The 22,829-nt window shown below is 64.2% G+C and carries 21 protein-coding genes and 1 tRNA gene; 7 read left to right on the top strand and 15 right to left on the bottom strand.

Annotated elements, in window-relative coordinates:
- Positions 1 to 1,791: a M3 family oligoendopeptidase gene (locus C2U37_RS17190; protein WP_041212857.1), complete on the bottom strand. Its 1,791-nt coding sequence runs from the start codon at positions 1,789 to 1,791 to the stop codon at positions 1 to 3.
- Between the two features lie 169 nt (positions 1,792 to 1,960).
- Positions 1,961 to 2,872 (bottom strand): DUF808 domain-containing protein, encoded by a 912-nt coding sequence (locus C2U37_RS17185; protein WP_041212856.1) that lies wholly within the window; start codon positions 2,870 to 2,872, stop codon positions 1,961 to 1,963.
- 206 nt (positions 2,873 to 3,078) lie between these two features.
- Between C2U37_RS17185 and C2U37_RS17180 the strand changes: the two genes are divergently transcribed.
- The gene (locus C2U37_RS17180) at positions 3,079 to 3,681 is read left to right on the top strand and encodes a DUF924 family protein (protein ID WP_053288514.1); all 603 of its coding nucleotides are present in this window, start codon (positions 3,079 to 3,081) and stop codon (positions 3,679 to 3,681) included.
- Positions 3,682 to 3,735: 54 nt separating this feature from the next.
- Here C2U37_RS17180 and C2U37_RS17175 read toward each other — a convergent pair whose 3' ends face one another.
- From C2U37_RS17175 to hinT, 10 genes are all read right to left on the bottom strand, one after another.
- Positions 3,736 to 5,355: a methyl-accepting chemotaxis protein gene (locus C2U37_RS17175; protein WP_103858521.1), complete on the bottom strand. Its 1,620-nt coding sequence runs from the start codon at positions 5,353 to 5,355 to the stop codon at positions 3,736 to 3,738.
- Positions 5,356 to 5,604: 249 nt separating this feature from the next.
- Positions 5,605 to 6,519, bottom strand: a complete 915-nt coding sequence (secF, locus tag C2U37_RS17170; protein ID WP_029314368.1) for a protein translocase subunit SecF — start codon at positions 6,517 to 6,519, stop codon at positions 5,605 to 5,607.
- Between the two features lie 109 nt (positions 6,520 to 6,628).
- Positions 6,629 to 8,431: a protein translocase subunit SecD gene (gene secD, locus C2U37_RS17165; RefSeq protein WP_041212853.1), complete on the bottom strand. Its 1,803-nt coding sequence runs from the start codon at positions 8,429 to 8,431 to the stop codon at positions 6,629 to 6,631.
- 148 nt (positions 8,432 to 8,579) lie between these two features.
- Positions 8,580 to 9,047, bottom strand: coding sequence for a hypothetical protein (locus C2U37_RS17160; RefSeq protein ID WP_041212852.1), 468 nt, complete (start codon positions 9,045 to 9,047; stop codon positions 8,580 to 8,582).
- 106 nt (positions 9,048 to 9,153) lie between these two features.
- On the bottom strand, positions 9,154 to 10,014 hold the full coding sequence (locus tag C2U37_RS17155; RefSeq protein ID WP_039038970.1) for a DUF6279 family lipoprotein: 861 nt from the start codon (positions 10,012 to 10,014) through the stop codon (positions 9,154 to 9,156).
- A 51-nt stretch (positions 10,015 to 10,065) separates the two neighbouring features.
- Positions 10,066 to 10,929 (bottom strand): phosphotransferase, encoded by an 864-nt coding sequence (locus tag C2U37_RS17150; protein ID WP_041212851.1) that lies wholly within the window; start codon positions 10,927 to 10,929, stop codon positions 10,066 to 10,068.
- Positions 10,919 to 11,515, bottom strand: coding sequence for a penicillin-binding protein activator LpoB (lpoB, locus tag C2U37_RS17145; protein WP_010674346.1), 597 nt, complete (start codon positions 11,513 to 11,515; stop codon positions 10,919 to 10,921). The genes C2U37_RS17150 and lpoB overlap by 11 nt, the downstream gene beginning before the upstream one ends.
- Positions 11,515 to 11,913: a YcfL family protein gene (locus C2U37_RS17140; RefSeq protein WP_041212850.1), complete on the bottom strand. Its 399-nt coding sequence runs from the start codon at positions 11,911 to 11,913 to the stop codon at positions 11,515 to 11,517. The genes lpoB and C2U37_RS17140 overlap by 1 nt, the downstream gene beginning before the upstream one ends.
- A 68-nt stretch (positions 11,914 to 11,981) precedes the next feature.
- Entirely contained in the window at positions 11,982 to 13,403 is a 1,422-nt protein-coding gene (locus C2U37_RS17135; protein WP_041212849.1) for a COG3014 family protein, read from the bottom strand.
- A complete protein-coding gene (gene hinT / locus C2U37_RS17130) occupies positions 13,403 to 13,753 on the bottom strand; it encodes a purine nucleoside phosphoramidase (RefSeq protein ID WP_010674343.1) in 351 nt (116 codons plus the stop codon). Before hinT ends, C2U37_RS17135 begins: the two co-directional genes overlap by 1 nt.
- A 256-nt stretch (positions 13,754 to 14,009) precedes the next feature.
- Here hinT and C2U37_RS17125 point away from each other — a divergent pair, with 256 nt between their 5' ends.
- Positions 14,010 to 16,022 carry a methyl-accepting chemotaxis protein gene (locus tag C2U37_RS17125; RefSeq protein ID WP_041212848.1) on the top strand — a complete coding sequence of 671 codons (2,013 nt, stop codon included), beginning with the start codon at positions 14,010 to 14,012 and terminating at the stop codon, positions 16,020 to 16,022.
- A gap of 67 nt (positions 16,023 to 16,089) precedes the next feature.
- Here C2U37_RS17125 and C2U37_RS17120 read toward each other — a convergent pair whose 3' ends face one another.
- Complete coding sequence (locus C2U37_RS17120; protein ID WP_161648123.1) at positions 16,090 to 16,974, bottom strand: 6-carboxytetrahydropterin synthase; 885 nt, start codon at positions 16,972 to 16,974, stop codon at positions 16,090 to 16,092.
- A gap of 79 nt (positions 16,975 to 17,053) precedes the next feature.
- Between C2U37_RS17120 and C2U37_RS17115 the strand changes: the two genes are divergently transcribed.
- Positions 17,054 to 18,397, top strand: a complete 1,344-nt coding sequence (locus C2U37_RS17115) for a dihydroorotase (RefSeq protein WP_041212846.1) — start codon at positions 17,054 to 17,056, stop codon at positions 18,395 to 18,397.
- On the opposite strand, the gene C2U37_RS17110 is transcribed toward C2U37_RS17115, so the two are convergent.
- A complete protein-coding gene (locus tag C2U37_RS17110) occupies positions 18,387 to 18,701 on the bottom strand; it encodes a hypothetical protein (RefSeq protein WP_041212845.1) in 315 nt (104 codons plus the stop codon). The two genes, C2U37_RS17115 and C2U37_RS17110, sit on opposite strands and share 11 nt — an antisense overlap.
- A 33-nt stretch (positions 18,702 to 18,734) precedes the next feature.
- Here C2U37_RS17110 and C2U37_RS17105 point away from each other — a divergent pair.
- The 3 genes from C2U37_RS17105 (at position 18,735) to C2U37_RS17095 (ending at position 20,871) form a co-directional block, all read left to right on the top strand.
- Positions 18,735 to 18,811, top strand: a tRNA-Pro gene (locus C2U37_RS17105).
- 120 nt (positions 18,812 to 18,931) lie between these two features.
- Positions 18,932 to 19,408 (top strand): CC0125/CC1285 family lipoprotein, encoded by a 477-nt coding sequence (locus tag C2U37_RS17100; protein ID WP_042883138.1) that lies wholly within the window; start codon positions 18,932 to 18,934, stop codon positions 19,406 to 19,408.
- A 203-nt stretch (positions 19,409 to 19,611) separates the two neighbouring features.
- Positions 19,612 to 20,871: a dicarboxylate/amino acid:cation symporter gene (locus C2U37_RS17095; RefSeq protein WP_045525467.1), complete on the top strand. Its 1,260-nt coding sequence runs from the start codon at positions 19,612 to 19,614 to the stop codon at positions 20,869 to 20,871.
- 70 nt (positions 20,872 to 20,941) lie between these two features.
- Here the strand turns inward: C2U37_RS17095 and C2U37_RS17090 are convergent, their stop codons facing one another.
- On the bottom strand, positions 20,942 to 21,388 hold the full coding sequence (locus tag C2U37_RS17090; protein ID WP_048207414.1) for a methyltransferase family protein: 447 nt from the start codon (positions 21,386 to 21,388) through the stop codon (positions 20,942 to 20,944).
- 179 nt (positions 21,389 to 21,567) lie between these two features.
- Between C2U37_RS17090 and alr the strand changes: the two genes are divergently transcribed.
- The gene (gene alr, locus C2U37_RS17085) at positions 21,568 to 22,794 is read left to right on the top strand and encodes an alanine racemase (protein ID WP_039038980.1); all 1,227 of its coding nucleotides are present in this window, start codon (positions 21,568 to 21,570) and stop codon (positions 22,792 to 22,794) included.
- Positions 22,795 to 22,829: the final 35 nt, after the last annotated feature.

The raw sequence follows: 22,829 nt of genomic DNA, 5'->3' as shown, positions 1-22,829 counted from the left end.
TCACACCAGCCGCTCGAGGCGCACCACCGCCTCTTCCACATAGCGCAGGCTCTCCTGCCAGAACCCGGGTTCGCGGATGTCGACCCCCAGGTGCTTCTCCACCAGCGCCTCGGCGCTCATGCGGCCGGTATCTCGCAGCAGGGCGCGATAGGCGGGCACAAACTCGCCCCCGGCCCGCGCATGCTGGGCATAGAGCCCCAGGCTGAAGAGATAGCCAAACAGATAGGGGTAGTTGTAGAACCCGGACTCGGCGATGGAGAAGTGACCCTTGCTGGCCCAGAACAGCTCGTCATACTGGCTGAGGGCGTCACCATAGCACTGCTGCTGCGCCGATTTCATCATCTCCCGCATCTGGCTCGCCCCCACGTAACCCGCCTCCCGCGCCGTCACCAGGGCGCGCTCGAAGGCAAAGCGGGCGGGGATGTCGAGAAGCAGGCTCGCGGCCCGCTCCCCGTCCAGCCAGGCGATGGCCCGGCGCTGCTCCACCTTGTCGGTGGCGGCCAGCAGGGCATCGCGCACCAGGATCTCGGCAAAGAGGGAGGCGGTCTCCGCCAGCGTCTTGGGGTAGCCCCGCTGTTCGAAGGGAAGATCCCGCAGCAACCAGCTGTGCCAGGCGTGGCCGAGCTCATGGGCCAGGGTGATGACGTTGTCCATGGTCCCCTCGAAGGTGAGGAAGACCCTTGGCTCGGGCGGATCGGCATACTCGGTGCAATAGGCGCCACTTCGCCTGTGCTCGCTCGGGGCGGCATCAATCCACCCCTTGTCGGCCATCATGCGGACAAACGCCCCCATCTCGGGATCGAAGGCGGCAAAGGCCTCCATCACCAGATTCAGCGCCTGCTCGAAGCCGAACTTGCCGTGCACGGCCTGGGGCGCCGGGGCAAAGAGATCCCAGGGGGCGAAGTCGGTGATCTGCTGGGCACAGGCCATGGCCCTCAAGGCGCGGCGCCCGAGCTCCCTGTGCTCCCCGGCCGCCGCCATCAGGGTCTCCAGGGTCGCGCCCGTGATGTGCTCCTGATGGCAGGTGACCTCGAGGGCATCCAGCCTGCGCCCCTTGCCACGCTGGCGGCCGAGCTCGTTGCGCCAGCCGTTGATGGCGTTGAGAATGGCGGTCACCGTCTCCTGCTCCGCCTCCCAGGCACCCTGGATGGCGTGCCAGGCACTGGCGCGCCGCGCCCTGTCCGGGTGGGCGAGCAGGTTGTCCGCCTGGGCAAGCCCCATGGGCACCCCCTCCACCACCGGCAGCAGCCGCCCCACCAGGTTGTCATAGAGATCCCCCCACCCCTGCAGGCCGTCTACCGCCAACCCCTCGATGAGCTGCTCGCTCTCGAGCGAAAGCCACTGATCCTGCTGCGCTCTGTCGTGATGGATGTGGTAGGCCAGCTCGAAGAGTTCGGGATCTTGCAGCAGGGTGCGCACCAGTGACTTGGGGGCGCGAACCCAGAACAGGTCCACCGGCTTGCTGCGCTGGGCCAGGGTCGCCTCCAGCTGCTGGCCCCGGGAGAGCAGTACCCGGGCCTCCTCGTCGCGCCCGTTCTGGCTCAGCCGGTTGTAACCATAGACCTGACTGTTCCAGGCCAGGCTCTTCACCCCGTTGGCCTCGCGGCGGATGGCCCGCAGCAGGTGGCGCAGGGCATTGGCATCCGCAACGGGATGGGCGGGATCCGGCAGGTCCGCCAGGAGGGCGTCAAGCCGGGTGAGGGCGCGGGCAGCCTCCTGGAAGGCGGCCTCGATGGCAGGATCGTCGGGGGCGGCATAGATGTGATCATCTCGCCAAACGGGTGGTTTCATGGTTGTCCTTGTCTGTTTGCGTCCATATCGGGTCACCCCGCCTCTGCGGGCGGGTGAAACCGGATAGTACGAAGGGGGCCAGGCACTTGCCTAGCCCCCATTCGAGGCAACCGGCAGAAGAGCGCCCCCGGGTGCGACGGCCCCTGTCGGCCCTCCCCCGACAAGCGACCTATTTGGCGGGCTGAAGCTTGCTCACCAGGGTCATGGCCACCACCAGCACCAGCCCTGCCACCACGCCGGCCAAGGCGCTCAGCAGGGTGGGCGTCACCACGGCCAGTACCCCGCCGACCCCGGGCAGAGCGGCCACCGTGTCCGCCGTCCCTTCGATGAGATGATGGAGGAAGGGCCAGCCATGGACCAGAATGCCGCCGCCGACCATGAACATGGCGATGGTGCCCACCAGGGCAAGCAGGTGCATCAGACGGGGCGCCGTCACCAGCAGCCCCTGCCCCACCGCCCGGCGCACGGCGCCGCCATCGGGCTTTTGCAGCAGGTGCAGACCGATGTCGTCGAGCTTGACGATGAGCCCCACCAGGCCATAGACCCCGACGGTCATCAGCAGGGCGATGCCCGCCACCACGGCGATCTGCAGGCCCAGGCTCGACCCCTGCACGGTGCCGAGGGCGATGACGATGATCTCCGCCGAGAGGATGAAATCGGTGCGAATGGCCCCCTTTACCTTCTGGCGCTCATAGGCCGCCAGATCCTCGGGCACCGGCGCCGCCTGATGCGCCTCTTCCTCGTGGGGCAGGAACTTGTGGACCAGCTTCTCCGCCCCCTCGAAACAGAGGTAGGCCCCCCCCAGCATCAGGAGCGGGGTGATGAGCCAGGGGATAAGAGCACTGATGGCGATGGCGGCAGGCACCAGGATGAGCTTGTTGCGAAACGACCCCTTGGCCACCGCCCACACCACCGGCAGCTCACGCTCGGCCCGCACCCCGGAGACTTGCTCTGCATTGAGGGCGAGATCGTCCCCCAGCACCCCGGCCGTCTTCTTCGCCGCCACCTTGGTCATCAGGGCGACATCATCGAGCACGCTGGCAATATCATCGAGCAGGGTCAACAAACTGGCTCCGGCCATATCTGGCATTCCTTCTATTGAGTGGGACACATCCGGGCTGCCCCGGTCAGGGTGATGAGGGGGTCAGGGGACCACGGGCCCATCCGGGGATCACCCTTTGGGGCAAAAGATGGCACAGTGTAACGGGAAGCCGCCACGGCGGCAGCCCCCCATGGCAGATCCCCTGCTCCGTTTTCACCTCACGGCCACCGGCCCAAGGAGTTCCCATGCAACCCTGGCAACCTCTGCTCGATTTCTGGTTTGGCGATGACGCAGACGACGCTCCCCGTGCCGCCCGTCAGGCCCCCCTCTGGTGGGGCAAGAGCAGCGAGACCGATGCCCTGCTGGCCTCACGCTTCGGCGAACTGGCGGCCCGTGCCGCAGCGGGCGAGCTCGCCCGTTGGGAGGACGATCCCGCAGGGCGCCTGGCCCTCATCCTGCTGCTGGACCAGCTGCCGCGAAACCTTCACCGCCACACCCCCGCCGCCTTCGCCCAGGACGACAAGGCCAGGGCGCTGTGCCTCAAGGGGCTCACCCTCGGGGTCGACAAGGGGCTCTCGCCGCTGGCCCGGGTCTTCTTCTATCTGCCCCTCGAGCACGCGGAGTCCAAAGAGCAGCAGGCCAGAAGCGTCGCCCTGTTCGAGGCCCTGGCCGACGAGCAGGCCACAGACCCGGCCCGGACCACCTTCGAAGGCTTTGCCGACTTTGCCCGCCGCCACCAGGTGATCGTCGATCGCTTTGGCCGCTTCCCCCACCGCAACGCCATCCTGGGCAGGGCGAGCACGGAGGAAGAGGCCGCCTTCCTGCAACAGCCCGGTTCGGGGTTCTGACATAAAAAAATCCCCGCCATGGGCATGGCGGGGAGAGAACAACCGATCCGCACCTCACTGGATGCGATAGCGGGAGATCTGCTGGTGGATATTCTCCGTGGTCACGTTCAGCTCCTCTGCGGCGGCGGAGGTCTCCTCCGCCGTGCTGCTGGTCTGCTGCACCACCTGGGCTATCTGCTCGACCTGGAGGGCGATGGATTCCGCCGCCGAGGTCTGCTCGCGGATGGCCAGGGTGATCTCGCCGACCTGATCCATGACGCGATGGGAGGCCTGGCGGATCTGGGTGATGATGGCCCCGCTTTCCGTCGCCATGGCCACCCCTTGCGCCACCTTCTCCTCCACCAGGACCATTCTGGCCACCGTGGCCTCGGACCCTTGCTGGATAGCCTCCACCGTCCTTGAGATCTCCTGGGTCGACTGGGCCGTCCGCTCCGCCAGCTTGCGCACCTCGTCGGCGACCACCGCAAAGCCGCGTCCCTGCTCACCGGCCCGCGCCGCCTCGATGGCGGCGTTGAGCGCCAGCAGGTTGGTCTGCCCCGCCACATCGTTGATGACGTTCACCACCCCACCGATGCGGGAGATCCCCTCCCCCAACGCCGTCACATCGCGGGAGGCCTGACGAATGGCGTCGGCGATGTCGTTGATGGCGAGCACAGTGCGCTCTATGGTGGCCCCGCCGTCACTGGCGAGCTTGCCGGATTCATTGGTGATGCGGCTGGTCTCCTGGGTGCGCTGGGAGATGTCCGTGATGCTCACGCTCATCTCCTCCACCCCGGCGGCGATAAGGCTGGTGGCGTCATTGGCCTGACTCGCCGACTCCGCCATGTGCTGGGCCGCCTGGGAGAGGGACTCTGCCGTGCTCTTGATCTGCAGGCTGCCCACTGAGAACTCGGTGAAGGTCTGCTGCAAGGTGTCCAGCAGGCGGTTGACCGCCGTCAGCGTCTGGCCGATCTCGTCCTGCTGGCTCACATTGGCCCGCAGGGTGAAGTTCAGGTCGCGCTGGATCTCGGACAGGGTCGCCATGGCCAGACGGAGGGGATTGGCGACCTGCCTGAACAGCCAGAGAAAGAGCACCAGCGTGAGGGCACCCGCGCCCACCGAGATGAACAACAGGGCCTGCATGCTGCTATCGGCATTCTGCTCGCCTCGCAGCTTGACGGCGTCACCTTGCTGGATGTTGAAGTGGACGTGCTTGTCGATGGCCTGGGAAAGCTGCTCAAACAAGGGGGCAAGCTCCTTGTCGATCGCCTCTCTGGCCTCCACATTCTTGTTCTCGCGGGACAGGCGCAGGACGTCTTCAGAGGCCTTGCCGTACTGGGCAACCAGGCGCCGATCATCGGCGACGAGCTGCCTGTCCTCCTCATTGGAGATCATCCCGCTTTCATACTGGCTCAGCAGGGCGTCCATCTTGGTGTGAAGGGATGCAATGCTCTGCTCTATCTGACTCATCTTGCCGTCGTCGGTGTTGAGCACGTGCGCCTGGATCAATGAATGCAGGGCGTAGAAGTCTGTTTGTATCTCCTTGATCGTGGAAATGCTGGGGACTGTGTTGTCTGTTACATAGCTGAGATCCGCATTGGCGGAGGAGAGTCTGCTGATACTGAACCAGCTGAGACACCCCAGGGCCAGCATGACCAGCAGGGCAATGAGTTGAAGCCGACGAGCGATATTCATGAGTGCTTACTCCATCCATAGACTCCCTGCCAGGGTAGCCGATGCGGGCCCCGAAAATAGCGCCTAAAACATGCATTTCATTACACTTTTCAACTTCTGCTCGGCCGCGTCACACCCGCCGCCCCAACCCGGCCTTCGGGACCGCCGCCCCCCTCTGGCAGAATGGAAAAAGGAAGGCATTCGCCTTCCTTTTTTGCCCGGGGCGGCCGCACTGGCCGCCCATGAGCCCCGTGACAGGGCGCTCGCCGGTCACGCCGCCTCGGCCAGCTCCTCCTCTTTTTTCTGGTAGGCCTGGGGGGAGAGCCCCAGCAGCTCCTGCACGGTGGAGGCCACCGTGATGGAGGAGAGCGTCCCCACCAGGATGCCGGCGAACAGGGTGAAGGAGAAGCCGTAGAGGGCGTCGCCGCCGAACAGGAGCAGGGCCCCCACGGTGAAGAGGGTGGTGCCCGAGGTGATCATGGTGCGGCTGAAGGTGGCCTTGATGGCCACGTCCGAGCACTCGTGGATCCCCATGCGGGTACGAGACCCCAGCAAGTCCCGCAACCGGTCCGAGATGACGATGCTGTCGTTGAGGGAGTAGCCTATCACCGCCATCAGGCCCGCGATGACGTTGAGGTCGAACTCGATGTCAAAGAGCGCGAGCAGCCCGATGGCCACCAGACCATCGTGCAACACCGACACCAGGATGCCGATGGCCTGGCGCCACTCGAAGCGCACCGCCAGGTAGGCGGAGATGGCGAGCGAGGCCACCAGCACCGCCAGCATCCCCTGCTGGAACAGCTCCGCGCCCACCTGGGGCCCGACGATGGTGGTGCGCAAGAGCTCCACCGGCAGGGCGAGTTGCTGCCCCAGCATGGTCGCCAGATCCTCCGCCGCCCAGGGCAGCGCGTGGGGGGGCAGCTTGATGAGCCACTCGCCGGGCACACCGGCGCCGTGCAGCTCCACCACCCCCGCCAGGGGCGCCGTCAGCAGGGCGTTGAGCTCATGGGCCTCCTTCAGGGTCTGGATGCGAAACTCCAGCAGGATCCCGCCGGTGAAATCGAGCCCGAGGGCGAGCCCTTTTGTCGCAAGGACGGCCACGCAGGCCAGGGTCAGCAGCACGGAGGCCCACAGCCCGATATAGCGCCAGCGGGTCAGCCCCATGGCCAGGATCATTCTCAGCATTGTTCTTCCCTCGACGTCAGGTGGTTCAGACTTCCCGGCAGGAAGCGGTCGGTGCGCAGGTCATACAGACTCACGGGTGCGGCGTCATGGTGATGAAGTCGGTTCATGGTCATACCCTCAGCAGCTTGGCGCGGCTGTTGCCCCACAGGGGGTTGATGATGGCGCGGGTGCCCCAGATGCCGGTCACCATGCTGGAGATGAGCCCCAGGATCAGGGTGATGGAGAAGCCCTGCAGCGGCCCGGAGCCGATGGCATAGAGCACCACGGCGCAGATGAGGGTGGTGATGTTGGCATCGAAGATGGTGCGAAACGCCGAGCGATAACCAAAGTCGATGGCGTTGGCCAAAGACCCCCCTTCCCGCAGCCGGTCCTTGATCCGCTCAAAAATCAGCACATGGGTATCCACCGCCATGCCGACGGTGAGCACCAGACCGGCGATCCCCGGCAGGGTCAGCACGGCCCCCGGCAATACCGCCAGCATGCCCACCTGCATCAGCAGGTTGGCAACCAGCGCCGTGATGGCGACCCAGCCGAACTTGCGATACCAGGCCATCATGAACAGCATCATGCCCGCCATGCCGAACGCCAGGGCGGTGAAGCCCGCCTCGATGTTCTGCAGACCCAGGGTCGGGCCTATGCTGCGCTCCTCCAGGATCTTCAGCGGCGCGGTGAGGGCCCCGGCCCGCAGCAGCATGGCAAGCTCCTGGGCCTCGGGCAGGCTGCCAATCCCGGTGATGCGGAACTGGTTGCCAAGGGCGGTCTGGATGGTGGCGACGTTGATCACCTCGCTTCGGGCGCGCAGCTTGCCTTCGGCGTTGGTCTTGTACTCGGTGAAGACGGTGGCCATGGGCTTGCCCACGTGCTGGCGGCTGAACTGGTTCATCTTGCTCCCCCCCAGGGTGTCGAGCACGATGTTGACCTGGGGCTGCCCCATCTCCCCCATGTTGGCGCGGGCATCGACGATGTGCTCGCCGCTCAGCACCGGCTGGCGGGCCAGCCCCACTGCCTGGCCGCTGCGATCCGCCATGAAGAAGCGGCTGTCGGCCTTGGCTTCATAGAAGGCCAGGGACGCGGTGGCGCCGATCACCTCTTTCGCCTGCTTGGGGTTGTGCACCCCCGGCAGCTCGATGCGGATGCCGTCCTGCCCCTGACGCACCACCGAGGCCTCGACGATGCCGAGCTCGTTGATCCGCTTTTTCAGGATCGACAGGTTCTGGGTCACGGCGTTGTTCACCAGCAGGGTGCGCTCGGCGTCGCTCAGCACCAGGGTCAGTGCATTGCCGGAACGGCTCAGTGTCCACTGATCCTGGCGGGTACCGGCACTCTCCTTGATGATGGAGAGCCAGGCCTCCTGCCCCGTCACGTCGGGCAGGGTGACGGCCACGCTCCCCTGGGCGGTGCGCATCACGCTGGCGCCGCGCAGGTTGGCCTCGCGAAAACGGGTGCGCAGGGTATCCACCAGGTTCTTGGTCTGGTTGTCGATGACAAAATCCACGTCCACCCCGATCAGCAGCTGGGAGCCACCGCGCAGGTCCAGCCCGAGCTTGATGGGATCGGCGCCGAGCCGGCTGATCCAGGCCGGGGCGTTGGAGTAGAACTCCAGGGTCAGGGCGGCGCTGTCCAGCCCCTGCTGCTCCAGCAACTGCTTGGCCAGTTGCTGCTCCCCCTGGCTGGCGAACACCAGCGCTATCCGGCCACCCTGGGCGATCTGCTTGAGGGGGTCGATGTGGTTCTCGGCCAGCAGGGTGCGCTGCGCGTCGCTCAGGCGCGACTGGCCGTGCAGACCGAGGGAGGGCTGCTCACCGAAGAAGGTGGGCAGGGAATAGAACGCGAACGTGACCAGCATCAGCAGCAACAGGGCGTACTGCCACAGGCTCATGCGGTTCAACACGGTATGACTCTTTTTTCTCATGAAATCGGCCTCTGTCAGGCGATGGCAAGGGGCGACACCGGGGTCGCGCCGTGCAAAAAAATGAAACAAGACAGCCTAGCCGTTCACTAAAAGTGAACAGCAACAGAGAGAAGATGAGGCAACAGGTGGCAAGCTGACCCCATCGGGGTCAGGCGAGGAAGCTCTGGGCGAAGCGGTACTGCAGATGCCGGCGCTGCAGGCGGCGCCTGTGAATGCCGGCGAAGTGATCGCGAAAGCTCGTCCCCGGGTAGAAGAGGGCGGCATAGAACAGCAGGCCGCACAGCAGCAGCAGGATCGCCTGCTGGGACCAGCTCATCACCAGCTCGTAGACCACGCTGCCGGGCTGATGATCGCGGCTCAGGGAGTGCTCGAGGCGCAGCAGGTGATTCTGGTGGGAGCCGACGAACTTGACGATGCCATCGTCACTGCCGCTGACGCCGTGGGCCGCCGGGCTTGCGTCGGCAGGCGCCGCCCCCTCCGCCAGCGAGTGGGCCTGCTGGGCCGAGGGCTGGAACGCGGGTACCTTGACCCCCTCCACCGAGAGGGTAGAGAACAACAGTGCGAGGGTGATGAGCAGGGTCATCGCCGCCAGTTTCACGTTGTCGGTCAGGTTCAAAAGTTAATTCCCACACAATAGAAAGGGCAAGCTACCACAGCCTGCCCCACAAGAACAAGGGCGGCAGGCCCGGGGCCCGCCGCCCTTGTGTTGTCTCATCGCGTCCTCAGCGGCTGCGGGTCATGCCCTCGAAGTCCTCGGCATAGTCCTTGAGCAGGGTGTAGAGGTGGGCCCGCTGGGAGAGATCCATGGAGTGGCTGAGATCACTCAGCCACTGGATGGTGCGCTGGCGGGACTGGTCCGTGTAGCCGGTGAAGCGGCCATCCATCAGGCCGTCCCCCTGCTGGAGCAAGCGGGTCAGCTCCTGGCCGAAATCCGGGCTCTGGCGCTGTTTCATCAGCCGATCCAGCTCCTTGGTCCAGGCCTCCTGAAAGTCGAGCCAGGGGGCCATCATCTCGTATTGCCACTCGGCCCACTGCGTGATGAGGGGCTCCTGGGCCGGCTTCACCTTGCCAATCCAGAACACCAGGCGCTCGTTCATCTTCTCCCGAAAGCCCTTGATCATCTCGGCCTTCGACTGGGTGGCAAAATCGTGCTGACGCTCCTGCTGGCGCGTCACCCGATCGGCCATGAAGCGAGCCACCTGCTCGTCGGTCAGGGTCTTGGCGAGGCGCACCGTGCGGGGAATGGCGTTCTCCAGGGTACGGGTCAGGCTCGCCTGGGTTCTGTCCAGATGCAGGGTCACCTGGGCAGGGCTCATGGGGCTGGCCACCGCCTTGGCCAGGGCGTCGAGATCCCGGGCATAGATGGGCAGCTCATGCTGCCGGTGCCAGGCCATCAGCCCCTTCACCTCCTGGTCCAGCAGCTTCTTCTGGCTGCGGTCCAGGGAGAAGTAGTCGTCCAGTTGCCAGACGATGGCCGAGTCGAGCCAGTAGTAGATCACCCGGGTGGCGCAACCCGTCAGCAGCAGGCAGAGCAGCAGCAGGCTCCAGCTACGCGGTTGACGCCATGAGAATGTGGTCACCATGCATGCCTCCCATTCATTGAATACACGCGTCGCGCGGGCCGTTGCCGGGCATCACTCCAGGCGCTGGCGGTTGATGTCGATCAGGGCCTGATACTCGGGCCCGGGTTGCTGTTCGGCCATCAGCAGCGCCCACAGCAGGCCGATGTAATCGACCCAGGGCAGGAAGGCATCGGCCTGGAATCCCCGGGGCCCCAGCCCCGTCGCTGCCCCGTCCATGGCTTCAAGATAGCAGCTCTCCAACTGGCACCGCTGCTCTTCGCTCCAGCCGTGGGTGCGCTGAATGCTGGCGACCTCGAACCCAGGATGACCGGCGGCGCCGTACTCCCAGTCGATGACCCAGGGCCGCGCCCCCAACAAGTTAGCCGGATTGAGATCGTGATGGCAAGGGAGCCAGCAGTCGTCCGGCTCCCGGCTCGCGAGCAGGGCCCGCTCCAGGGCGGGCAGCCAGGGAGGGATATGGGCCAGACGCTGCCGATACCCGCCGCTGTGGGCCCGCACCGCCATCACCACGGTCGGCACCGGCAGGCGGTGCAGCCGCACCAGCACATCCGCCATCAGGCGGGGCTGCGCGGCGAGAGGCGGCGCCTGCTCGGCCCAGTTGGGTTCGTCGCACCACGCCAGCAGCATCAGGCCGGTGGCGGGATCGCCGTGATGACAGGGCAACGCCAGCCCCTGCCCCACCGCCCCCTGGTAGAGCTGCCACTCGGTGGCCCGGTCGATGCCAAGGCGCACCGGATCCGGATGACCGCGGCGCAGGAAGGCCTGCTCGCCAGTGGGGAGACAGAGCCGGTAGTTGCCGTTGGTCAGGCCCTGGCCCAGCGGCTCAAGGCGCCCCTGATCCCAGGGCGCCGGCAGGCTGGCGAGGAGCGCCAGCTCCGCCAGATCCCCCTGCCCCCGCGGGTCCTCACCAGCCAAAGGTGGACTTCTTGGCCTGTTTGCGGATCTCTTTCTGATCGGCCCACAGCAGTTCGCCGTTCTCCACATCCATCAGGTTCATGGTCATCTGGTAGTAGACGTCCTTCACCTTGCCGTTGTCCTTGACGATGCTGGCGAGGTTGCCATAGACCATGTAGCGGGCACCGGTCTGCTTGCCGAGCCGCACCATGGTGGCGGGATCCACCATGCCGCTGCCCTGCTGGTATTCGAGCTGCTGCTTGACCGCCGCCACCTTGCTCATGTCCACGAAGCGGAACTTGCCCGAGCGCAGCAGCTTGGTGCGGATAGTGTCGGTGATGGCCTCGGTGTCGATGTGCTCCGAGGTCTTGTTGCGGATGGAGTCCATGAACATCACCGGGCGGCCCCCGGCGGTGATCTCGCTGGTGGCCGGGGACGCCAGCATGGAATCCGCCATCTTGTCGGCGATGGCCTGCAAGTCGGAGGAGCCGTAATCGACGGTCACCGTCTCGGTCTCGGTGGGATCGCCATAGCTGACGGTGGTGCTGGAGCAGCCGCCCAGCAGCAGGGCGCCGGTCAGGATCAGCAGGGCATGATTCATTTTCATCAGTAGGATTCCTCCATCACTTCGCGAACGTAAATCCGGTAACCCCGGGCGGCCGGGCTCGGCGCCAGGGCGGACAGGGTGCGGGTCTGGTAGCCATGCAACTTGAGGGGGGTCCAGCCGCGGCCATCGCTGGCCACCTCCTGCCCCGCGTCGTCATACCAGTAGAAGAGATATTGCAGCCTGTTGTCACCACGCTGGGTGCTGGCCGCCGCCACGTTGACCTGCAACAGGCCGTTCTGCTGGCGCCGGCTGAGTTCGGTCAGGGTGACGTTGACGTTTTGATGCTGCTCGGCCACCGCCGCCGCACCGGCCGCGCCATAGAGCGCCACGCCGGAAGTATTGGTGGCACAGCCCGCCAGCAGCAGAACCAGGCCCAGGGCCAACCCTTGTGCTTTCATCTTGCTCTCCTTGCCGGTGGCCGTCGGCCCGACCGGTCATTCATCTGAGTTGCCATATCCGGTTCCCCCTAGAGGGGCATCACCCGGGTCGTGAGCCCGCTCCCCAGGCGCTGTACCCACACCAGGGTGGTGCGCCCGGCGTGGACGCTGAGTGGCAGGGTACGCATGGCGCTGCCCGCCCCCAGGGTCAGGGTGACGTTCCCGGCCGGGACCATCCCCTGCCAGCTCGAGGCCTTGGCGGGCAGCGTCAGCCAGCTGCGGGTATCCGCCCGCTCCGAGAGGGTGTTGAAGATCCCCACCAGGATGTTGCCCACATCCCCCCCCTCCTTGGCGGCGGTGCGCCGCACCTGCTCCTTGGCCACCAGCCGCAGGGCCTGCCGGGTCAGCATGCCAGGCAGCCGCTCCTGCAGATCCTTGGCCGCCAACGCCTCCAGCCTCACCAGCTCGCTGGTCTGCGCCACCCCCTTGCCCACCGACAGGGTGAGCGGGGCGCCGTCGCTGGCCCGATTGTCGTAATAGGGCACCGCCACGGTAAAGGTACGAAAATCGCCGCTGGAGGTGGAGATGGGCAGCGGTAGGAAGAGCTCACGGCGCGCCGGGATGAGGCCATCTTCAAACAGCACCACCAGCTGGCCCTGATCCTTGGCCAAGGGCGGCGCCTTGCGGCCCATCCGTTGCTCGGTCTCCTTGAGCTCCTCGGGAGAGCCGCGAAGCCGGGCCAGGCGCAGCAAGGCATCCTGCAGGCTCTGGTTGTCCGGCGCTATCTGGTAGCCGCGCTGGTAATCGACCCAGGCATCGTTGAGATCCCCGGCCGCCTCGTAGAGCACGCCGGAGAAATAGAAGGTGTAGGCGTTCTGGAAACCGTTTTTCACCTGGCCTATCAGGCGATCGAGCTCGGGGGCGCCGCGCGACATCAGCTGGCGCATCTCCCCGGCTTCGTCCTCCTGCTCCCCCTCCTGCGCGGCCTTGCGCACCTCGTCGGCCCGCCGTTTAAGGGCCTGCTCCTGCACCTGGTTGGCACGGCGCACCTCTACCAGGGCGCCGTCGGCATCCCCGCGCTGCAAGTAGTTGAGCGCCAGATAGTGGTGCAGCATGGTGCGCTCGTAATCGGGCGCCTGGTAAGCCAGGGTCTGATCGTTGGTGAGCAGGCTGCCCGCCTGGGCCAGTCCCTGGCTCAGGCGGTACTCGGCCTGATTGTCTTCCCACGCAAGCCGGCTGTCGGCGGTGGCAAAGGCCTGCTTGCTGGGGCCGTCCTGACCCGCCAGCCAGGCGATGCGCCCCTTCTCCAGCTGGTCGAGCACGAAGGTGTCGTCCCCCGGGGTCGATTCGCGCACCTCGGGCAGGGCTTCGGCGGCATGGCCCAGCAGCAGCTGGTTGCGCAGAGGCACCATCTGATCCGAGTAGGAGACGAACATGTCTTTCCACTGGGAGGCACAGCCTCCCAGCAGCAGACCGGCCAACAGCAGGCCGGTCGACGGGACGAGGCGCATCACAGGCTCAGCAGGGGTCCCAGGGGCTCGCCACCGACCAGGTGCAGGTGGATGTGATAGACCTCCTGCCCGCCGTGGCGGTTGCAGTTCATGATGAGGCGGTAGCCGTCCTCGGCGATGCCCGCGTCGCTGGCGAGCTTGCGGGCCACGGTGAACATCCGGCCCAGCGCCAGCTCGTGATCCGGCTCCACATCGTTGACGGTGGGGATGAGCACGTTGGGAATGATCAGGATATGGGTCTTAGCCTTGGGCTGGATGTCGCGAAACGCGGTCACCAGATCGTCTTGATAAAGGATGTCGGCGGGGATCTCCTTGCGGATGATTTTGCTGAAAATGGTTTCTTGCGCCATGGGTAACTCCTTTATAGGAAAAAGAAAATTCAATACAAAGCTCAAGCGGCTCCCAAACAGGCCGCCGCAACGCGCCAAGTGTGACACAAGCCGACATTTGGCACAGCCGTTGTCCCAATCGCTTCAGTTATTGTGAAGAATACCGATAGCGAGGAGACGTCCCGCGAACCACAACGGCATCCCCTTCGGGGCATGCAGGGTATCAAAGGGACGGGGTACTCAGGCAAGGGACTTTTGCACAGACAGCGGGACAATAATGAAACAAACAATGTCAGACCTCTCGATCCTACAGAGAGTCTATCTGGGCTTTGCCATCCTGGTCGCCGTCATGGTCGCCAGTGCGGTACTGACCTTTCGCGGCCAGAGCGAACTCAGCGGCGCCCTGGATCAGGTGACCCAGGAGTCCATGCCGCTGGTACTCGCCAGCAGCCAGACCCAGATAAGCCTGCTCAGCGCCAACAAATGGCTCACCGACGTGCTGACCGAGCAGGATCTCAAGCAACTGCCGGCGGAAGTGGCCGAGTTGCAACAGGCCAAGGGCCAGGTCGACAAGATGGTCGCCAGCCTCAAGCAGCAGGTGGCGGTGCATCCCCAATTGCAGGCGGACATGACAGTCCTCGTCAAGCTGGTGGATGACTACCTGCAACTGACCCAGACCCTGCCCGGCGAACACGAGGCCCTGCTCACCCGGCTGCACAAGGTCAATCAGGCCAAGGGCCAGTTCCAGGTCAGCCTGCCCCAGTTCAAGAAGAACCTGGGGGACATGATGGTCACCATCGACGACAGCTTCATCAAGATGCTCTCCGAGACCCTGACCACCAAGCTATCCGCCATCGAGCTCTCCACCATGGATGCCCTCAACCAGAGCATCCCCGCCCCCATCGAGGCGGCGCTCAAGCGCAACAAGATGCAGATCGAGGGCTTCAACAGCACCATCAAGGATCTCCAGGGGGAGCTCAAGGACTTCGACAACAACATGGGCCACTACGTCCATGGCTTCGTGCGCGACACCACGGGCAATGACGGCGTGCTCTCCCAATACCTGGCCCTGATGAAGCAGCAGCAGGCCATGCGCGAGCAGAGCAAGCAGGCTAGCCAGCTCATCCTCAGCATCCAGAACAAGCTGGAGGGGATCACCGCCCAGAGCCAGCAGCTGATGAACGCCAGCATCCAGGCCTCCGATCGGGTGCAGACCCAGAGTACCCTGACCCAGGGGATCAGCATCGCCATCGCCATCTTCGTCGCCATCCTGGTGGCCTTCACCCTGGGCAAGGCCATCCGCCGCCCCCTGAAAGAGCTGCTGCGGGTGCTGACCGAGGTGACCCAGGGTGACATGACCCAGCGCGTCGGCTTCAAGAGCCAGAACGAATTCGGCCAGCTCGCCAGCCAGATCAACCTGCTGATCCACCAGATGGGGGATGTGCTCAAGCAGCTCTCCCAGGCGTCGACCCAGCTCAACAGCGCCGCCCACGACAACCGCCACACCACCGAATCGGTGCGGGCGGATCTGGAGAAACAGCGTCAGGAGACCGCCTCGGTCGCCGCCGCCATGACCCAGATGGAGGCCTCGGTGCGGGAGGTGGCCCAGGCCGCCAACCAGACCCTGGAGCGGGTGCAGGATGTGGAGAAAGCCTCCGAGATGGGGCGCAAAGTGATGGCAGGCAACATCACCACCACCCACCAGCTCGCGGGCAAGCTGCAGCAGACCGGCAAGGTGATTGGCGACGTGAGCGCCATGAGCGGCCAGATTGGCAACATCCTCGACGTCATCCGCGGCATCGCCGAGCAGACCAACCTGCTGGCCCTCAACGCCGCCATCGAGGCGGCCCGCGCCGGCGAGCAGGGACGCGGGTTTGCGGTGGTGGCCGACGAGGTGCGCAACCTGGCTGGCCGCACCGCCCAGTCCACCAGCGAAATCCAGACCATGATCGAGAACCTGCAGCAAGGCGTCGCCCGGGCAGTCAACGTGATGCAGGAGTGCTCCCGCGAGATGGACAGTTGCGTGGATCAGAGCTCCCAGGCCAACAACGCCATGGAAGAGGTACAGGGCATCGTGGTGCTCATCAGCGACATGTCCAGCCAGATAGCCTCCGCCGCCGAGCAGCAGCAGGCCACCAGCGCCGACATCGCCACCAACCTCAACCGCATCTCCGACATCTCGGATCTCAACTATCAGGGCATAGAGCGGGTCGCCGAGACCAGCAAGCAGCTCGACTCCCTTGCCGAGCAGCAGGAGGGGCTGGTCCAGCGCTTCCGCCTCAGTGCCTGATGGCCACGACCCGATACGACAAGGCCCCGCATTGGCGGGGCCTTTTCATGGCAGCGAAGAACCTGGCTCAGGCGTAGGCGATGGCGCCCTTGCCGACCCCTTCATAGGCGACAATCTTGACGAACTTGTCCCCTACCTGCTTCTTCACCTCGCGGGCGATGTAGTGGGCCAGCAGCTCGATGGTAGTGTCGGTGTCGATCATCTCCACCTCCACCGCCGGCATGGCGAGCTGGAACAGCCCCTGGGGCGCCACGTACTTGAAGCCGATGTAGTGAGCGTCCCCTTCTTTCAGTGACGCCTCGGCCCGCTTGCTCAGGGCGAGTTCGCCAAGGGCCACTCTGTCCTCTTCGGTGCCCAGGTAGATGTCGGCCCAGCGCTCGGCCCAGTTGAACTCCAGCTCCTCGTCACGCTCTCCATCCACCAGGATCTCGACGGGAGAGCGGTGGCCGTGGGCGATGCGCTGGCAGTTGCCGTCGTGCTTCTTGAGGCCGTGGCTGTAGTGGTAGAAGGCGCCCTCGATGCGCTCCGAACGCAACGTCAGGGAGAGATCCTTGATGTTGCCGGGCAGACGCTTGGCCAGTACCCCCAGCAGATAGCGGGTCACCGACTCTTTATCCACCTGGGGGGCGGGAATGAAGGCAAACCCTTGGGTCGGGCAGCGCAGGTGGATGGCGCGACCCGGACGCAGCAGATCCACGGTACTCTCGTCGTTGTCCAGCGCGTGGACATGGACCAGGGGACATTCCGTCGGCACCAGCAGCTTGTGATCCACCTCTTCATCGATGATCGACTTGATGAGCTTCTTCACCCGACCGAAGTCCAGCAACATGCTCATCTCGTTGAGCTCGCCGCTCATCTCGATGTCCACCAGCCAGCTCTCGCCCACCATGCCGCGGCGCTCGCATAAATAGCTGGAATCGATCACAGTCAAATCTCTAACAAATAACTTCATTACTCAGGCCTTGCTACAGAGAAAGGGCGGTTTGCGCTATTATGACCCGCGATCACTGACAAAGGAACCGGACTCCCCCATGAACAAATTGCTTATCAAGAATGCCACCCTGGTCAACGAAGGCCGCATCTATGCCTCCGACGTCCTGATCGAGGGTGAGCGGATCGCCCGCGTCGCCCCGGACATCAGTGCCCCCGATGCCGTGGTGATCGATGCAACGGGCCGTCATCTCATCCCCGGGATGATCGATGATCAGGTCCACTTCCGGGAACCCGGCCTGACCCACAAGGGAACCATCGCCAGTGAATCCCGGGCCGCCGTGGCCGGTGGCACCACCAGCTTCATGGAAATGCCCAACGTCAATCCCCAGACCACCACCATCGAAGCCCTCGAAGCCAAATACCAGATCGCCGCCAACTCCGCCGCCGCCAACTACAGCTTCTACCTGGGTGCCACCAACGACAACCTGGAAGAGATCAAGAAGCTCGATCCCAAGCAGTCCTGCGGCATCAAGATCTTCATGGGGGCCTCCACCGGCAACATGCTGGTGGACAACCAGGAGACCCTGGCAGCCATCTTCCGCGAGAGCCCGGTGATGATCGTCACCCACTGCGAGGACACCCCGTCCATCAAGGTGCTGGAAGACGAAGCTCGCGCCAAGTGGGGCGAAGACGTGCCCATGCGCGAGCACGGCCGCATCCGCAGCGCGGACGCCTGCTACAAATCCTCCAGCATGGCGGTCTCCCTGGCCAAGCAGTACGGCGCCAAGCTGCACGTGCTGCACCTGACCACGGCGAAAGAGCTCTCACTCTTTACCGCCACCCCGGATCTGAAGGATCTCAAGGACAAGAACATCACCGCCGAAGTGTGCGTCCACCACCTCTTCTTCAACGAGGCGGACTACGACACCCTGGGCAGCCAGATCAAGTGCAACCCGGCGGTGAAGAGCGCTGCCGACCAGCACGCCCTGCTGGATGCGGTACGCAACGACGTGCTCGACATCATCGCCACCGACCACGCTCCCCACACCTGGGAAGAGAAGCAGAACAGCTACTTCAAGGCGCCCTCCGGCGTGCCCCTGGTGCAGCACTCCCTGCAGGCGCTGCTGGAGCTCTACCACAACGGCGTCTTCTCGCTGGAAACCATCGTCAAGAAGACCTCCCACGCGGTGGCCGAGCGCTTCCAGGTGCAGGATCGCGGCTACATCCGGGAAGGTTACTTCGCCGACCTGGTGCTGCTGGATCTCGGCAAGCCCTACGTGGTCACCGACAGCAACCTGCTCTACCTGTGCGGCTGGTCCCCGTTCAACGGCTACCGCTTCCAGAGCACCATCGAGATGACCCTGGTGAACGGACAAATAGCCTGGCAGAACGGCCAAGTCACCGACAAGGTATTGGGCAAGCGACTCACCTTCAACCGCTGATCTGGATGATGACCGCTTCCAGCGCGCCCTGCTTGAGATGACCCTGGTCAACGGGCAAATAGCCTGGCAGAACGGCCAAGTCACCGACAAGGTATTGGGCAAGCGTCTCACCTTCAACCGCTGATCTCGGCTTGAGAGCATCACGCCAAACGGCCACCTCCGGGTGGCCGTTTTTCCTGCAAGACAGCGGTGAGGTGCCGACAAAATGCACCACTGGTCGCACTTTGATCCGAAGTTGCTCGCAAAGCAGGCAAACGATCTCGAACCTGAATTTCCCCTGTTGACAGGGTCGGGGCATCTCCATAAACTCCCTCCCCGTCAGCCGAGCTGACTCCGTCGGTGTGTAGCGCAGCCAGGTAGCGCATCTGCATGGGGTGTAGAGGGTCGGAGGTTCGAATCCTCTCACACCGACCAAATTCCCCGAGAAAGGCCTTGTCAGACGACAAGGCCTTTTCTTTTATGGTCTTCCACCGCGATTGTCTCTCCGATCCCTTTGTGCTGTAGTAAAACCCCCTTTGCCAAGCGGCCCGCATCATGTTGTCTTCCCTTCGTACTTTCTGCACCCTTGCCCTCAGCGCCCTGCTGGTCGGCCAGCTCGCGGGCTGCGCCACCGCCTATGACAGTGAAAAATCGTTCTGGAATGGCCAGACCGGTTTTTCACAGACCCAGCTTGGCCCGGCCCGCTGGCAACTGGAGTTTGTGGGCAACGATCTGGTGGACAGGGAAACGGCGCGCAAATACGTGCTCAAGCGGGCCGGTGAGGTGGCACAGGCAAAGGGATACCCCTGGATTCAGGTCGAGACGCTGACCCTGTCGCGGGATGCCGTCAGGGTCACCCCGACCCGCCCCCAATTCGGGTTCGACGAGTACGAGCCAGACACCTTCATGGACGACATGCAGGTGGAACACCGCACCTCGGCCCTGCTCGTCTTCACCCTGGAGGCCAGCCCCCGGGACGCGCAGAGCATGGAAGCCGTTTATCTCGCAAAAATTAAAATAAACAGCGATTAATACAAATAAATCACAAGATACATATCAAATGCAGCTAACAACAACACAAAACTCCGAAACAAGTCACTGGATTTCCCCTTCGCGATTAGGCATGCTCCAGCACACCGGCTGTCTGGATTCCACCGCCCGGATCACAAAAAAGGACTGAGGCGGTCCCTCGCCGCCTGCACAGGCATTGCACCTATCGAAACCGGAACTCCCCCATGAAAATGAACAAGTTGACCGTTGCCATCCTCATTGCGATGTTGCTTGGCATCGTGACCGGGCAGGGTTATCGCCTGCTCGCGCCCGCACAGGCCGCAGGCTTTGCCGATGACATCACCCTGCTGACCGACATCTTCCTGCGCCTCATCAAGATGATCATCGCCCCCCTGGTGTTCACCACGCTCGTGGTCGGTATCGCTAAGATGGGCGACACCCGCACCGTGGGCCGCATCGGCGTCAAGACCCTGGGCTGGTTCATGCTCGCCTCCCTGATGTCCCTGACCCTGGGGCTGGTCATGGTCCACCTGATGCAACCTGGGGTGGGGCTCTCCCTCTCCCTGCCCGATGACGGCACCAGCTCAGGCGTGGTTGCCACCGCCATCTCCCTCAAGGATTTCGTGACCCACGCCATCCCGAAAAGCGTGGTCGAGGCGATGGCCACCAACGAGATCCTGCAGATCGTGGTCTTCTCCCTCTTCTTCGGGCTGGCCGCCGCCGCCCTGGGGGACGACGCCAAGCCCGTGGTCAAGCTGATGGCCAGCGGCGCCGAGATCATGCTCAAGGTGACCGGCTACGTGATGAACTTCGCCCCGTTCGCGGTGTTTGGCGCCATCGCCGCCATGGTCGCCAAGGAGGGGCTCGGCATCCTCGCCACCTATGGCACCTTCATGGCCCAGTTCTATCTGGCGCTCGGCTGCCTCTGGCTGCTGCTCATCGCCATGGGCAGCCTCTTCATCCGCCGCCGCATCCTGACCCTGCTCGCCCTCATCCGCGAACCCATCCTGCTGGCCTTCTCCACCGCCAGCTCCGAGGCCGCCTACCCCAAGACCCTGGACAGGCTGGAGAAATTTGGCTGTGACAAGCGCATCGCCAGCTTCGTGCTCCCCATGGGCTACTCCTTCAACCTGGACGGCTCCATGATGTACTGCACCTTCGCGGTGATGTTCATCGCCCAGGCCTATGGCATCGAGCTCTCCACGGCCCAGCAGATCACCATGCTGCTGCTGCTGATGGTTACTTCCAAGGGAATGGCTGGGGTGCCCCGCGCCTCCCTGGTGGTGATTGCCGCCACCCTCAACCAGTTCCACATCCCGGAAGCGGGCATCCTGCTGCTGCTCGGTATCGACCACTTCCTCGACATGGGGCGCTCCGCCACCAACGTGCTGGGCAACGCCATCGCCGCGAGCGTGGTAGCCAAGAGCGAAGACAGCCTGGGGGAGACCGCTCCCCTCGGCGAGGTGGACACCGCCAAGGCGTGATCCCCTGACCCCCATGACAACGGCCCGCCTATGCGGGCCGTTGTCATATGCCTGATGGGCACGCCGCGCCTCAACACCAGCGCCTGACCTGCCGGCAATAGTCGTCATAGGCATCGCCGAATTGCCGCCGCAGCGCCTGCTCCTCTGCCAGGATCTGGAAGCGGGTAAGCCAGCCCCAGAGCAGCAGCGGCCCGAGCCACACTGCCATGCCTCCCAGATAGCACGCCAGCGCCAGGGTCCAGCAGAGCAGCCCCAGGTACATGGGATTGCGGCTGATGCGATAGACGCCCCGAGTCACCAGCACCCGGCTGCTCTCCAGCCGCTGGGGGTGCACGGTGGTGCGCTGCTGCCAGAAATGCAGAAGCGCACCGCCTCCCAGCAGGGCTCCCGCCAGCCACAGCGTGGCGACCAGCACCAGCCACAGGGGCGCTGCCCTCCCATCGCCCCGCCCCAGCCACATGGCGAGCACGATGACGACGAACAGCAGCAGCGGTGGAATCCGCAACGTCAGCTTCATATTTTCTTCCTGCAACACGTGCCACGATTGACGCCATTGCGATACACTCGCAGCGTCGGCATCTGGGTAAAAAGTGAAACATATCATTAGCATAGCAACATGCTATGACCAGCCCTGCCGCAGCTCGCCTCAGCGATGAGCCCAGCCTCAACTCAAGACAATAAGAAAGGACTTGCCCCATGCACAAGAAAACACTGCTCGCGACCCTGATTTTTGGCCTGCTGGCCGGCCAGGCGGTCGCCGCCCCCTATCTGCCGCTCGCCGACGACCACCGCAACGGTCAGGAACAGACCGCCGCCAACGCCTGGCTGGAAGTGGATCTCGGTGCCTTCGAGCACAACATCCAGACCCTGAAGAATCGCCTCGGTGACAAGGGCCCGCAGATCTGCGCCATCATGAAGGCGGACGCCTACGGTCACGGCATCGACCTGCTGGTCCCTTCCGTGGTCAAGGCAGGCATCCCTTGCATCGGCATCGCCAGCAACGAAGAAGCACGTGTTGCTCGCGAGAAGGGCTTCGAAGGTCGCCTGATGCGGGTGCGGGCCGCCACCCCGGATGAAGTGGAGCAGGCCCTGCCCTACAAGCTGGAGGAGCTCATCGGCAGCCTGGAGAGCGCCAAGGGGATCGCCGACATCGCCCAGCGCCATCACACCAACATCCCGGTGCACATCGGCCTGAACTCCGCCGGCATGAGCCGCAACGGCATCGATCTGCGCCAGGACGATGCCAAGGCCGATGCCCTGGCCATGCTCAAGCTCAAGGGGATCACCCCGGTCGGCATCATGACCCACTTCCCGGTAGAGGAGAAAGAGGACGTCAAGCTGGGGCTGGCCCAGTTCAAGCTGGACTACCAGTGGCTCATCGACGCCGGCAAGCTGGATCGCAGCAAGCTCACCATCCACGCCGCCAACTCCTTCGCCACCCTGGAAGTGCCGGAAGCCTACTTTGACATGGTGCGCCCGGGCGGCATCATCTATGGCGACACCATTCCCTCCTACACCGAGTACAAGAAGGTGATGGCGTTCAAGACCCAGGTCGCCTCCGTCAACCACTACCCGGCGGGCAACACCGTCGGCTATGACCGCACCTTCACCCTCAAGCGCGACTCCCTGCTGGCCAACCTGCCGATGGGCTACTCCGACGGCTACCGCCGCGCCATGAGCAACAAGGCCTATGTGCTGATCCATGGCCAGAAGGCCCCCGTCGTGGGCAAGACTTCCATGAACACCACCATGGTGGACGTCACCGACATCAAGGGGATCAAACCCGGTGACGAGGTGGTCCTGTTCGGACGCCAGGGTGATGCCGAGGTGAAACAATCTGATCTGGAGGAGTACAACGGTGCCCTCTTGGCGGACATGTACACCGTCTGGGGCTACACCAACCCCAAGAAGATCAAGCGCTAAGCAAATTACTGACATGAAAAAGGGCTCCCGAGGGA

The organism is Aeromonas sp. ASNIH1, assembly GCF_002934285.1.
Classification (GTDB): Bacteria; Pseudomonadota; Gammaproteobacteria; order Enterobacterales; family Aeromonadaceae; genus Aeromonas; species Aeromonas caviae.
This window is presented reverse-complemented; position numbering and strand designations above follow the sequence as displayed.

Excerpts from the sequence above, each read along its gene's own strand:
- C2U37_RS17190 (WP_041212857.1), bottom strand. The coding sequence starts at position 1,791 with ATGAAACCACCCGTTTGGCGAGATGATCACATCTATGCCGCCCCCGAC.
- C2U37_RS17185 (WP_041212856.1), bottom strand. The coding sequence starts at position 2,872 with ATGGCCGGAGCCAGTTTGTTGACCCTGCTCGATGATATTGCCAGCGTG.
- C2U37_RS17180 (WP_053288514.1), top strand. The coding sequence starts at position 3,079 with ATGCAACCCTGGCAACCTCTGCTCGATTTCTGGTTTGGCGATGACGCA.
- C2U37_RS17175 (WP_103858521.1), bottom strand. The coding sequence starts at position 5,355 with ATGAATATCGCTCGTCGGCTTCAACTCATTGCCCTGCTGGTCATGCTG.
- secF (WP_029314368.1), bottom strand. The coding sequence starts at position 6,519 with ATGCTGAGAATGATCCTGGCCATGGGGCTGACCCGCTGGCGCTATATC.
- secD (WP_041212853.1), bottom strand. The coding sequence starts at position 8,431 with ATGAGAAAAAAGAGTCATACCGTGTTGAACCGCATGAGCCTGTGGCAG.
- C2U37_RS17155 (WP_039038970.1), bottom strand. The coding sequence starts at position 10,014 with ATGGTGACCACATTCTCATGGCGTCAACCGCGTAGCTGGAGCCTGCTG.
- lpoB (WP_010674346.1), bottom strand. The coding sequence starts at position 11,515 with ATGAAAATGAATCATGCCCTGCTGATCCTGACCGGCGCCCTGCTGCTG.
- C2U37_RS17140 (WP_041212850.1), bottom strand. The coding sequence starts at position 11,913 with ATGAAAGCACAAGGGTTGGCCCTGGGCCTGGTTCTGCTGCTGGCGGGC.
- C2U37_RS17135 (WP_041212849.1), bottom strand. The coding sequence starts at position 13,403 with ATGCGCCTCGTCCCGTCGACCGGCCTGCTGTTGGCCGGTCTGCTGCTG.
- hinT (WP_010674343.1), bottom strand. The coding sequence starts at position 13,753 with ATGGCGCAAGAAACCATTTTCAGCAAAATCATCCGCAAGGAGATCCCC.
- C2U37_RS17125 (WP_041212848.1), top strand. The coding sequence starts at position 14,010 with ATGAAACAAACAATGTCAGACCTCTCGATCCTACAGAGAGTCTATCTG.
- C2U37_RS17120 (WP_161648123.1), bottom strand. The coding sequence starts at position 16,974 with ATGAAGTTATTTGTTAGAGATTTGACTGTGATCGATTCCAGCTATTTA.
- C2U37_RS17115 (WP_041212846.1), top strand. The coding sequence starts at position 17,054 with ATGAACAAATTGCTTATCAAGAATGCCACCCTGGTCAACGAAGGCCGC.
- C2U37_RS17110 (WP_041212845.1), bottom strand. The coding sequence starts at position 18,701 with ATGGAGATGCCCCGACCCTGTCAACAGGGGAAATTCAGGTTCGAGATC.
- C2U37_RS17100 (WP_042883138.1), top strand. The coding sequence starts at position 18,932 with ATGTTGTCTTCCCTTCGTACTTTCTGCACCCTTGCCCTCAGCGCCCTG.
- C2U37_RS17095 (WP_045525467.1), top strand. The coding sequence starts at position 19,612 with ATGAAAATGAACAAGTTGACCGTTGCCATCCTCATTGCGATGTTGCTT.
- C2U37_RS17090 (WP_048207414.1), bottom strand. The coding sequence starts at position 21,388 with ATGAAGCTGACGTTGCGGATTCCACCGCTGCTGCTGTTCGTCGTCATC.
- alr (WP_039038980.1), top strand. The coding sequence starts at position 21,568 with ATGCACAAGAAAACACTGCTCGCGACCCTGATTTTTGGCCTGCTGGCC.